This is a genomic window from Vibrio cortegadensis, from assembly GCF_024347395.1.
In the GTDB taxonomy this organism is placed as follows: domain Bacteria; phylum Pseudomonadota; class Gammaproteobacteria; order Enterobacterales; family Vibrionaceae; genus Vibrio; species Vibrio cortegadensis.
Genome location: NZ_AP025473.1, coordinates 344,963 through 357,610, shown reverse-complemented (window position 1 = coordinate 357,610; position 12,648 = coordinate 344,963). Strand labels below are relative to the sequence as shown.

Sequence of the window (12,648 nt, the reverse complement as noted above, 5' to 3'; positions counted from 1 at the left end):
TACAAATGTAACGAAATGCAACCATTTGATTTGTGAGGGAATATACGGTTAAGCGAGGATTTTCTATTATTAAGTTAATAAAAGCTGGTAAGCGATACTTAAACTCTAAATGGCATATTAAGAAGGGGAAAACGCAAGCACTCATGTTCAGGCTAGAGCACCTGCGTTTTAATTGTTGTTATTCAGTTGCTGCTGTTTAGCCGATGACGATCTGTCCTAGAACATAGCCTAAGCAGCAGGCACCAATGACGCCGATTAAACCGACAGACATGAAGGAGTGGTTGAAGTACCACTTGCCAATTTTAGTGGTTCCTGAGCTATCAAAGTTCACGGTTGCAATGTCTGATGGGTAGTTCGGAATAAAGAAGTAACCATATACTGCAGGCATCAAGCCGATCAGTAAAGCTGGGTCAAGTCCTAACCCTAAGCCAACAGGAAGCATCATCCGAGCCGTCGCTGCTTGTGAGTTAACCACAACAGATACAATGAATAGCGCTAAAGCGAAGGTCCAAGGGTAGTTTGTTACCATTTCAACAATACCGGATCTAAATTGTGGCATTGCATATTTGAAGTAAGTGTCGGACATCCATGCGATACCGAAGATAGCGATAGCCGCAACCATTCCTGATTTGAACACCACGCCGTTAGGTACGTCTCTAGGATCGGTTTTTGTGGCGAGAAGAATTACACCACCAAACGCGAGCATCATCATTTGAATAATAACCGACATTTTAATGGGTTTATCACCGTCAACGATGGTGCGGATCTCTGGAACCATGGCAATGAAGACAATGGCAGCAATCGCCGCTAAGAAGATTAATACTGAATTACGAGCAGTGGTTGGTAGCTCTTCATCTAAAGATGTCGCGGTAGTATTGAGGATTTTTTCGCGCCAAATAGGATCTTCCAAACGTGCTTGATACTCTTCATCATCGTCTAATTCTTTACCGCGTTTTAGGCTATAAAGAGACATTAATAGCGTACCAAATAACGTTGCTGGAACGGTAACCAGCAAGATAGAAAGCAGCGTGATATCAGCTTGGATATCTGTCAATTGCGCGAGGTAATAGACAACAGCAGCAGAGATTGGCGAAGCAGTAATGGCAATTTGGGATGCAACAGAAGAGGCTGCCATTGGTCGTTCAGGTCGAATACCATTTTTCAACGCAACATCACCAATAATGGGCATGATTGAGTAAACCGCATGACCAGTACCCAGAAGGAAAGTCATTGAATAGGTAACAAATGGGGCAATTAACGTCACGCGCTTCGGATTTTTTCTTAGCAATTTTTCAGCGACTTGAAGCATGTACTTCAATCCACCTGCGGCTTCAAGAATTGAAGCACAAGTGACAACCGCTAAAATGATAAGCATCACAGTCACTGGCGGAGACGTTGGTGGCATTTTGAAAACAAAGACCTCAACGACAAGCCCGATTCCTGACACGACTCCAAGTCCGATACCGCCGTAGCGAGAACCGATATAGAGCATTAAGAGCAAAAATAGAAACTCTAAATACAGCATAGATATATCCCTTTAATTAGTATTGTTGGATATATTTTCCGCTCAAATGGGTTTAATTTATGAAATGCAGCTCACACAATAATAACGAGTAAAAATGGAATATTAATACTTAAGGGTTAGTCACGCTATGGCTGATGAAAGTAAATAAATAACGGGAATTCTGTAGGTAAAACGTTATGTTAATTGTCCTCCTGAGTTAATTTATTATTCTTTTTATTAATATGCATATTGAGGATATAAGAAGACCCCGCAACAACGCTGTTATTGCGGGGCCCAATGATTGTGAAATCCTCTTCGGTGATGACGTTGGGCTAAATCAATGTCATCACCGTTTTAAACAAAGAGTCTATTAATGGAAGAAATCAACTTGCTGTTTTAGTGAGCTCGCCTCATGCTGAAGCTGCTGAGCGCTAGCGGATGTTTTTTCACTGACACTACGACTTTGAGTGTTAAGGTCATTAATCTCGGTCGCACTGGTTGCCACTTCTTGTGATACTTGCGCTTGCTGCTCTGATGTTGCGGCAATGGTATCCGCTTGAGACGCGATTGAGCGGACTTGTTCTGCAATTGACTCTAGCGCGCCGCCTGCTTGTTGTGCTTTGTTCAATACATGGTTTGCATTGTCTTGACTCTGTGTCATTAACTTCACTGCATTGCTTGTCGAGCTTTTTAGCTGATCAATAATCGTCACCACATCTTTAACCGATGTTTGTGTGCGATGTGCAAGTGTGCGAACTTCATCAGCAACAACCGCAAACCCACGGCCTTGTTCACCCGCACGAGCCGCTTCGATAGCCGCATTAAGAGCGAGTAAATTGGTTTGTTCTGCTATTTCATCAATCATTCTTGTGACCGATTGAATGCTTTCACTATCTTTATTAACCGTTTCAATCGCTTCAGCAGACTGGTCTAGCTGGTCATTCAACTGCGCGACATCAATGCAGACGCTTTCCACAACTTCAAGCCCTGCTTGGCTATCTGTGTCTGCTTGGCGTACATTCTCTGCAATCGCTTCAACCTGTTCAGCAACGGATTGTGCAGACGTTGCCATCTCTTCGATTGCTGCGACGACTTGTTCAACCTGCTGCTGTTGCGCATCTGCTTGAGTTAAGCTTTGATTAGCATTACCAGCAACATCATTAGATTGAGCGCTTACGCTATCACTGGTGGTTCGGATTTGAGTAACCAATTCATCGAGCTGGCTCGCCATGGATGAAACCCCATTGTTGAGGTTTACGATCTCATTCGATGAATTCTCACTGCCCATTGGGATTTTGATGCTGACTTCGCCTTTACCAAGCTTGGTCATATAACCACTAAGCAAAGTCAATGGACTTAGTGTTCGATTCAAAAAGATGGTCAATACAACAAATGTTGCAGCGCCAACGAGTACAGAAATGAGCGCGATTAATTTTAGTAATTCATCGCTGCCTTTTGTTACTTCTTTAATAAATGTGCCACCTAGCAGTTTCCAGTTCCAGCCAGGAACTTCGGTGAACACTAAGTATTTTTCACCGACCGTTCCATTGTATTCATATGGATATGTAATGGTTCCTGAAGCTTGTTCGAAGATTTGTAAGTAAGGTTTGTTACCTGCGTAATCTGTTGTCTCAGTGATCGGCGGATCGTTCTCATCGTTTTTAGGGTGGAGTAGGTAGCGGCCTTGACGTCCTTGAGCATTATCGACAAGAATGGTGTAGCCCGTATCTCCCCAATGTACTGAGTTTAGAGATTTAAACAGCTCTTGCGTTGCTTCTTCTACAGGTAAACCAATGAATGAGATCCCCATAGAGCGACCGTCAGAGGTCAAAATTGGTGAGTAGTAAGTGATGTAATTTGTGCCAAACAGTTTTACTTGTGAAAAGTAAGGTTGGCCACTTTTCAGTTTTTGATAACCAGGATGGTTGGTTCCAAGGGTCGTTCCGACGACTCGGTTACCGGTCGGGTTCTTTAAAGATGTCGATACGCGAACCCAATCATTTCCGGATGGTACAAAGAGTGTTGCGACTGCGCCAGTATCACGGGTAAAGCTGTCAACAAGCTTAGTATCGTTGATTAAGCTTTCCCCATATTGAGTGACGTTAAAAATCTCTTTTCCCTGAAAATCAACGGTGTAATCTTCTAAGTAGACACCTGCTAGATAGCCATTTCGAAAAGTGGACTCTAAAGTTTTTGCGCTATGCAGGTAGGCATCGAATTGACCTGAAATTGTTTTAGCCATCGCTTCCACTTTAGACTGATGTTCAGTCAATGTGGTTTCGAGTAGCGTTTTTGATGCAGTTCGATATGCTAATGTTGCGATTGAAGTGAACGCAATGAGTAAGCACAGGCTAATGACCAGTTTGAGTTGAAACCCAACACTTCGGTTTTTATAGCTATTTATCATTTGTGGCCCTTGTTTAGGTGACATACATATCAATATTAGATGAATGATTTCATTGTTCAGTTTTACCGCATACTACAAAATTATCAATAGTGGATATTGATATACATTAAGCTTTTATTTCTATTGTGAATATGACCTAAGATGGGAGCCAAAACTTTCATCACTTCTATTCTAGTTTAAAAACAAGACAATATGGCTGTATAGGCATATAGGGTGAGTGTATTTTTAGTGCAATTTAGCTTGAGGTGTAGAATCTATGATGCCAATGGCTGATTCGAGATCCCTCAGAATATAGTGGATATGCGGTTCTATATCCGGCCTTGGGCCTAAAAGGTCAGGTATCATCGCGGTAATGCATCCAGCCTTTAGGCCTGCGCGCACCCCATTGTTAGAATCTTCAAGTACTAAGCATGTTTCCGGTGCAATGCCGAGTTGTTGCATGGCTTTTAAATAACCGTCAGGGCCTGGTTTTCCTTGAGCAACACTTTCTGCGGTGATGATGGCATCAAATTGATCTAAATAGAGGCTTCCTTCAAAATTACGTTCAACGTCAGAACGAGGTGATGACGTGACTAAGGCGCATTTCAGGTTTTTGCTTTTTAATGTGGAAAATAGGGCATGGAACCCGAATTTGTATTTGATCCCTCCACTGTCTCGCATCGAATTAAAATAGGCATTACGAGTATTTCGGTGCATATCTAAATCAATTTTGTCTGAGACATGCAGAGTTAGTAGTCGCTCACAATCTTTATCTTGAACGCCAATAAATGCGTAATACAGTTCGTCACTTAACTCGAAACCTTGAAGGTGGGTTGCGTATTGCCAACTCTCTTTATAGATCCATTCTGTATCAAAAATCAGTCCATCCATATCAAAAAGTAGTGCTTTGATCATGGTTTATCTCCAATCAATAATGTATTTCGTGCCATGCGCAGTGAGTTAAGAACTGATATTTATATCATGAATTGATGCCATCTCTTTAAGCAATAATGGAACGATTCAATGGGGCGTTAGTTTGGCGCTAAATCACAAATTGAACAATAACAATGTGAATAGTGTGGAATTGATGAGCGATTCATTACGGGATAGAGCTTAAGATTGTTAGAATCGGCGACTTCTAATGGTTAGCGACTTTTGGTAGTTATGAAAGAAAGAGTCATTGTTTCAGTATCCTCAGTGCGAGGGACAAAACATTACCATTTAAATAAGTGGTATCGCCATTGCCTGAAATGTGTCGGGTATTCGTTCATTGCGTGTGTGATTTCGGCTGGTGGTGCGATTTACTACTTGTCGAACGAAGTTGATTTTGCAAAATCTAAGCAACAAGAGCTCGTCAGTCAATCAATGACGCTGACTGAAGAAGTGACCTCTTTAAAAGATCTTAAACTGGATTTAGAGAGTGATCTGTTAGAGCGTGAAGAGCGAATGCATATTGTCTCTGACCGCTTAGGGGATTTAGAAAAAGTTCTCGGAATGAAAGAGAGTAGTGGTGAATTGGAATCACGCTTAGATACCGCAGCAATCACCTCTTCTGTCAGAATGGTGATGCTCACCCAGATTCCAAGTGGTGCTCCTGTGCATAATGCGCGAATTTCTTCAGGTTATGGTAAACGCAAGCACCCTATCACAGGCAAAATAAAGACTCATCGCGGACAAGATTTTGCAGTAAATACAGGTACTCCTATTTATGCACCAGCAGACGGTGTCGTAGAAGTGACTAGGCCTAGTAATAAAGGCTCCGGTAATTTTTTACGTTTGCAACACTCTTACGGCTTTTCGAGCTCATACTCTCACTTGAAAAAGTTTGCAGTGAAAAGGGGCAATTTTGTACAGAAAGGCGACCTGATTGGTTACTCAGGAAATAGTGGCCTGTCTTCTGGTCCACATCTGCATTATGAAATTCGTTTTGTTGGCCGAGCGTTAGATCCTCGACCGTTTGTCGATTGGGGAGTAAATGAATTTGAATCAATATTTAGTAAAGAACGAGGTATCCGATGGGAATCTTTAGTAAACAAAGTCGAGCACAGAGTCAGCGCTCAGCTACAACTCTCATCGCAAAAGGTTGTGCAATTAGCGGACAATTCAAGCTAGAGAGTGATATCCAAGTTGATGGCGAGATTGAAGGTGAAATTCATGTCGCCAAGACTCTAGTGATCAGCCAAGCTGGTTGTATCCGAGGGGAAATATTTGCAGACAAAGTCATTGTGAACGGTTCTCTTGATGGTATCTGCCATGCCAATAGTGTTGAAGTGCTCAGTCAAGGTCAAGTGAGTGGTACCATTTACAGCGACAACTTAAGCATTGAACAAGGCGGTAAGTTTAGCGGAACGACTCACCCTGCTTCTTCAAACCAAGTTGTTGAACTAAAAGAAATGCAAGCCGGAAAGTGTGATGACCCTGAGATATTGGCGCAAGTGAACCAATAAGCGATAGTGGCGTTGTAGGTGTCTGATTCTTTGGTAGAGAATACATAAGCCTATTTACAACAGAAATAAAAAAAGCCCCGAACGCCAATACGTTCGGGGCTTTTTATCGGTTAGTAGCTAATACTACTTGATACCTTCAGCCTTAATCGATACTTGTTTCGATAGAATATCGAACGTAACTGTATATGCCCCAGTTTCTGCTGGAGTGAAGGCGATGTTTCCATTGTTATCTGTTAGTGGTAATGATTCGTCAGCGATGGTGACAGCAGAGAAACCATGTTCACAATTGCCCCATCCACCACAAGTGAGTTTAAACTCAGTCGCTTCATCAGCGGTGAGTTCACCAGTTGTGAAAGTCACTAAAGTTGCATCTTTAGAGTCAGTTGTCATTTGACGTCCATCAGCGTGATCCCAACCTCCAGCAAGTGTTCCTGGAATAAACCACGTTTTATCTTTATAGCTTTCTGCTAGTTTTGCATCCACCACAACTGGGTTTTCTGGGTCTGTCGCATCCAGCGAGAACTCGTACATACCCATGTCAGTGAAGTTTGATGGGCAGTTATCGTTATCACAGCTGATTTGATTATCCCAAGAACCCTTGGTGAATTTATAACCAGTATCGGCACCAAGTCCTAGTTGGACAGTGTAGAGACCGCTGTTAGTGTAAGGAACTTCAATTGCTGAAGGGTTCCAGTTTGCTTGCTCAAATCCACCAGCAATGTATACCTTGGTTTTACCGAATGGAGGTAAGTCTGCTTTTTTCAGTGCAACAGGTAAACCTAGACCGCGTGCATCACCACGAGCTTGAACAAAGACAGCTGTTGACCATGCTGGAACCGTGAAAGTACCATCGGCAAAGCTTGCATCTCCTGCAATGCCATCAGTTTTATGCTTGCTGCTCAGTTCAAAGCCAGTTAGTGCGATCAGTTTATCTTCATTGTCCTTAAAGTCTTTAGCAGTCTGTGCGTTAGGTGTTGCGTTAATCATAACGACGATAGCATCAAGGGTTGGGTCTAAGTCCACAGTTTGTGTCGTACCATTATCAATGGTCATCACAATTAAACCGGTTGTTTGACCTTTGCCTGTATTACGGAAATCGACACGGTTCATGATTTCTTCAGCACTTGGCAGTGTCATCAAATCACTTGCTTTACGTAGAGTCAGTAACTCTTTGTAGTTCTCAAACATACGTTCCATATCAGCAGGTGTTGGCTGAGAGTTTACGTCATCTGTCGCGCGAGTGATTTGGTCGTAGTTCGCCGCATCTTTCTCTTTTGCTGGTAAGCCTTTATTCCAGTTGTTATCCGCTAGAGTAAAGTCAACTAGGTTGTACCAATCACCGTAATCGTAAGAGTCACGCTGCATCGATTTAGAACGAAGGAGTTCACCACCCATATGGTTAAATGGCATCGCTTGGCCTAGTAGAACAGTAGACATACCGATGGTTTGCATCTGAACACGTACCTCAACGGTCGCTTCTTCGGCAACTTTGAACATGTTGCTGTCCCAGAAGGTTTGGTTATCGTGTTTAGAAACGTAGTTTTGAATTTCCCAAGGTTGCTCTGCATAGCCTGCGTTTTGGCCGTTATAATCGATAGATGAACCGACTTGCGTGTTCCCCTCGAAATCAACCATCTTGAAGTTTTTAAGGTTACCCGCCATGCCTAAACGAGTAAGGTCAACTTGCTGTTGAGCACGCTTAACTTCTGCTGCCGATACGTTACCGTCCGCATCAAGCATTCGCTCGTTAGGAAGCGTCGCTGCACCCGTTGCAAAGCCTTGAGTTTCACGAATTGCATCACCGCTATCGAATGGGCTACCGCCACGTACCGCATCACGTAGACGATCTGAGAATGAACCAATACCAGTACCACCTAGGTTTGGTTGAGTCGCTTGAACGAAGCGTTTGTTATCTGCAACTTCACCAAAGTTCCAACCTTCACCGTAGAAGTAAACATCAGGATTCACTTCGCGAGCGGCAGCTAAAGTTCCTTTCATTTGTGACAGTGGGTGATGTCCCATCAAATCCCAACGGAAGGCATCGATCTTATAAGCTTCGGTCCATGTTTGAACTGAGTCATCAATCAGCTTGGCAAACATCGCATTTTCTGGTGCTGTGTTGTCACAACAAGTAGAGGTTTCAACAGAACCTGTATCGGGCACTAAACGTTGGTAATAAAGTGGTACGACTTTATCAAGTACTGACTTGTCGTTAAGGCCTGACGCGTTAGTGTGGTTGTATACCACATCGACGACAACGTTCATGCCAACATCTTCTTTAACCGACTGAACCATTTCACGGAACTCAAGGATACGTTTGCTACCTTCTGCATCGGTGGCGTATGAACCTTCTGGCACAGTGTAGTGGTATGGGTCGTAGCCCCAGTTGTAGCTATCGACAGCACGAACATATTCGTTTAATGCTTCAACAACAGCGTTGTCTTTATTGTCTTCTGTTTGAAGTTCTTCAAAGGCTTCTGCGATGGTGTTGCCACTGTCACAGTACTCTTTGAATTTGTCGTCGTTCTTGATTTCCGGTTTAAGTGAACACAGTTTGCTGAATGGTTGATCGATATTTGCGACTTGCGATGGGTCTTCGTTGATCGTTGCAATGTCAAAAACAGGCATTAAGTGTAAATGGGTCATCCCCGCTTCACTTAATTGTTTTAGGTGATCAACCGGTTTTGAGTCCGCTTCTGTAAACGCTAAGTATTTACCTTTGTTTTCAGTGCTAGCATCACGAGCAGAGAAGTCACGAACATGTGATTCGTAGATCACCATGTCAGATAAATCGCCATCTGCTTCATTTTGTGGATGAGGTGATTTTAAACTATCCCATCCATCTGGTTTAAGATCATCAGAATCAAGGTCAACTGCTTGGCTGTATAGAGAGTTGGTCGATAAGCTGACTGAGTATGGGTCAGTTACTTCGTAGCCGTAGCCTTTTTGTTCACGAGGTTGGAAAACCTTCATCGCATAACGGTAGAATTGGCCATCAACCGTATCTTTCTCTAGCTCAACACTCCAGCTGCCTGACTTGCTGTCTTCTGTCATCTCATGGCGCGATACAACGGACTTGCCGCTATTGTAAACAACCAGCTCAACATCGGTTGCTGTTGGAGCCCAAAGACGGAAAGTAACGCCATCATCGCTGTAGATCGGGCCATACTCTAAGTCGGTCGCCGCTTCAGCAAAGATTGCGTCAAGAGCACCAGCATATTGAATCGCAGTTGATGAACGTAATTCAGAGGCTTCGCCATCAGCGCCATTACTTGAAGAGATAGCGACCATGCTACCTTTCATCAGGTTTGCTAAAGCTAAGTCAGCAGGAAGTGTCGGAATTTCAAACGCAGGGTAATCAGCTAAATGTGGGAATTTCGCTTTCTGTTCATCCGAAAGATCTGTACTCGTTAGTTTGATAGATATACCGCTTACAACACCATCTTCCGATACGTCAAATTTACCATTAGGCGTGAACATTATTTGTACTAAGTCGGCACCTGAACCAGCTTTCCATACCATAGTGTTGTCATCTAAGAGGATGGCACCAACGGTATCAATGGTAAACTCAGATGATGGGCCACCTGTTTCAAACGCAAGTGCTCGGGTCGCGTAAGACGTTTGGTTTCCTGGGATATAAGTGACGCTTGGATTATCAGCAATATTTGAGATATCGATAACTAAGTCACTGTTAATCAACTTGTCTTTATTTGAGTTACGGAAAATGACATTGAAACATTGAGTCGGGTCATCCGTTACAGGGATGTACCACACCGGACCAAACTCGTCAGAGTCGCTTGGAGTCACAGAGACATCATCCCAGCCATTATTGACCGCTGTAGGGTCGACGGCATTACAGTTACTGTTATTCCAAATATGTAGGTTCAGGTTACCGTAGCCATCTTTATCGGCACCTTCTTCTTTGTAATCACCAAGTGCATCATAAAGGTTCAGTGCAAAGTAGCCTGACGCTGGAGCAGGAAGCTCATCAGGAGCGGAAACTTTCGGTAATTTTACATCCGTTCCCGTTTGATCTAGGCCGTGAGAAGCCATGAAGGTGTCTTGACGAGAGCCCGTGATTTTTGTGCCATTTGAAGCGACACCCAGTGATTTTCCTGCGTCATCAGCATCAATTGCGACAGGAACATCGGTCGAGCCATCTGAAATGTTACAAGCTCCAATGACATCTGCTGCGGTTAGAAGCCAAATTGGGCCAAATTCATCCGATGAAGTTGCGGTGAAACTTTTCTCACCGCATACAAGATTCCAATCAACCGTTTTTGTTACTGTTTTGAAAGTACTCACTGCAGGCGCGATGTAACTGACAACAACTTGATCGGCTGTTGGCGTTGGAGCGGCTGCTGGTAAATTAACACTCGGTGTTAGCTCGACTTCTCCTGGGGTTGAAGGAGCAGGGACCACTGGTGATGATGAGTCGCTATCGCTACCACAGCCAGTAATTACGGCCGCGGACAATAGCGGAATCATTGCCTTTGATAGGGTTGAAAGTTTAAAGAGTTTTGTATTCACGTTATATATCCATATTATGATGACTTTAATTTTAATATATTAAAAACATATGCCTTCTACTTAATGTGAACTTTATTTATAAAGTTATTTTTTTTGGGTTATTATCCATTTGGTAATATCCGAGTCACATTTTGTAGTGCATTTTTTAATGCAAATGTAGATCAATAGCTCAATTATTTTTCTGTTTTTTATAAGGGCGTAGAAATAAGGTGGAGAAGAGGGGGAGGAGTACTAAGCCTCCATTTAGTGATGAAAGGCTTGTTTTTTGACTGGTTAATTTACGCAACAAATTAACATTATTGTGTGGGTGGTTGAATGGGCGAAACAGTCATGTTATATCTATTTTATTGATTATAAATGATTATTTTATTTTTATCTATTGTTGGTAGGGTTGTGCTTTGGATGGGGATAGGTTGGCGGGTAAAGTTGTGAGTTTATTGTTGCATTTTGAATTGGGCGGATGAGATATTAGACTGGCGGCGGTTATAAGTGATTTAAATATACAGGATATGATGTTTTTGAAAGGCGATAAAAAAGGTACAGCCAATTGGGTGTACCTTTTATTATTATTTTCTAAACAACTTAAATTATTTGGTGATTTGTTTCGCTGCCATATCCAAGGCTTCTTTTACGGTTTGCTTTCCTTGCATTGCATTATCAATTGCAGCACCTTCTGCGAACCAGTATGCAGTCATTTGAGGGATGTTTGGCATTATTTCGCCATTCTCCGCATTGATCATTGTTGACTTGATTCTTTCATCACTTTCTAAGATTTTTTGGAACGATTTAAGGGTTACAGCCCCTAGAGGTTTATCATCGTTCATGATTTTAAGTGATTCATCTTTGTACAAGTAATTTTCCAAGAACTCAACGGCTAGGTCTGTATTAGGGCTCGCAGCGTTGATACCAGCACTTAGTATGCCTACGAATGGATTGCCTTTACCACCGTTTAGGGTTGGTAGAACCGCGACACCATAATTTACGCCAAGTTTATCTAGGTTACCCCATGCCCAAGGGCCATTAATTGTCATTGCTGCTTCACCTTTAGTGAAAGCACCTTCAGCAACGGAGTAGTCCATATTTGGGTTAATTACCCCTTTATTTACCATATCCACTAGGAATTGAAGGCCGTGGACACCTGCCGCGTTGTTTACGCCAGTGCTTTTTGCATTGTAGCCTGTTGCCGTTTTTTCAAATGCAAATGCGCCACCAGAAGAGATCATTGGCCAGGTGAAGTATGCGTTCTTAACATCCCACATTAGGCCAGTTTTGCCTTGGGCTGCCATCTCTTTATGAATGGACTCAAGCTCTTCCCATGTTTTCGGTGGGTTTGGAAGTAAATCTTTGTTGTAAATAAGAGAAGGAGTTTCAATCGCAACTGGGTAGCCGACGAGTTTGCCGTCAAATGTTACGGCATCCCAACTGAAGTCTGCCAACTTGTTCTTGAACTCTTTGCTTGGGTTGATTTCATAAAGTAGGCCAGATTCAGCATAACCACCAAAGCGGTCATGAGCCCAAAAAATAATATCAGGACCGCCACCCGTTGCGGCAGCTTGTTGGAATTTCGCTTCTAATGAATCTGGGTGTTGAACTCGCACTTTTACGCCGGTGTCTTCTTCAAACTGTTTGCCAATAAGGGATAAGCCATCATAGCTTTTATCGCCATTGATCCAGATAGTAATTTCGCCTTCTTCCATCGCCATAACTGGTGAGGCGATAAGAGTGGCAAGAGCACAGACAGATAAAGTTTTAATTGCACGTTTCATAATGTATTCCGTTAT

The 12,648-nt window shown here is 42.8% G+C and carries 7 protein-coding genes; 2 read left to right on the top strand and 5 right to left on the bottom strand.

The genetic code is table 11. From position 1 onward, the window contains the following. Window positions 1-196: 196 nt before the first annotated feature. The 3 genes from OCV39_RS16070 to OCV39_RS16060 all read right to left on the bottom strand — a co-directional run bounded on the left by OCV39_RS16070 (window position 197) and on the right by OCV39_RS16060 (window position 4,805). A complete protein-coding gene (locus OCV39_RS16070) occupies window positions 197-1,525 on the bottom strand; it encodes an anaerobic C4-dicarboxylate transporter (RefSeq protein ID WP_261889984.1) in 1,329 nt (442 codons plus the stop codon). A gap of 349 nt (window positions 1,526-1,874) precedes the next feature. Beyond that, on the bottom strand, window positions 1,875-3,911 hold the full coding sequence (locus OCV39_RS16065; protein ID WP_261889983.1) for a methyl-accepting chemotaxis protein: 2,037 nt from the start codon (window positions 3,909-3,911) through the stop codon (window positions 1,875-1,877). Window positions 3,912-4,136: 225 nt separating this feature from the next. Beyond that, the gene (locus OCV39_RS16060; RefSeq protein WP_261889982.1) at window positions 4,137-4,805 is read right to left on the bottom strand and encodes an HAD family hydrolase; all 669 of its coding nucleotides are present in this window, start codon (window positions 4,803-4,805) and stop codon (window positions 4,137-4,139) included. A gap of 249 nt (window positions 4,806-5,054) precedes the next feature. Between OCV39_RS16060 and OCV39_RS16055 the strand changes: the two genes are divergently transcribed. Both OCV39_RS16055 and OCV39_RS16050 read left to right on the top strand, forming a co-directional pair. After that, entirely contained in the window at window positions 5,055-6,002 is a 948-nt protein-coding gene (locus tag OCV39_RS16055; RefSeq protein WP_113798572.1) for a M23 family metallopeptidase, read from the top strand. Beyond that, window positions 5,906-6,337, top strand: coding sequence for a bactofilin family protein (locus tag OCV39_RS16050; protein WP_136995035.1), 432 nt, complete (start codon window positions 5,906-5,908; stop codon window positions 6,335-6,337). The genes OCV39_RS16055 and OCV39_RS16050 overlap by 97 nt, the downstream gene beginning before the upstream one ends. Before the next feature lie 123 nt (window positions 6,338-6,460). Here the strand turns inward: OCV39_RS16050 and pulA are convergent, their stop codons facing one another. Further along, window positions 6,461-10,825, bottom strand: coding sequence for a pullulanase-type alpha-1,6-glucosidase (gene pulA, locus OCV39_RS16045; RefSeq protein ID WP_449369324.1), 4,365 nt, complete (start codon window positions 10,823-10,825; stop codon window positions 6,461-6,463). 629 nt (window positions 10,826-11,454) lie between these two features. Beyond that, on the bottom strand, window positions 11,455-12,633 hold the full coding sequence (gene malE, locus OCV39_RS16040) for a maltose/maltodextrin ABC transporter substrate-binding protein MalE (protein WP_017052235.1): 1,179 nt from the start codon (window positions 12,631-12,633) through the stop codon (window positions 11,455-11,457). Between the last annotated feature and the right edge of the window lie 15 nt (window positions 12,634-12,648).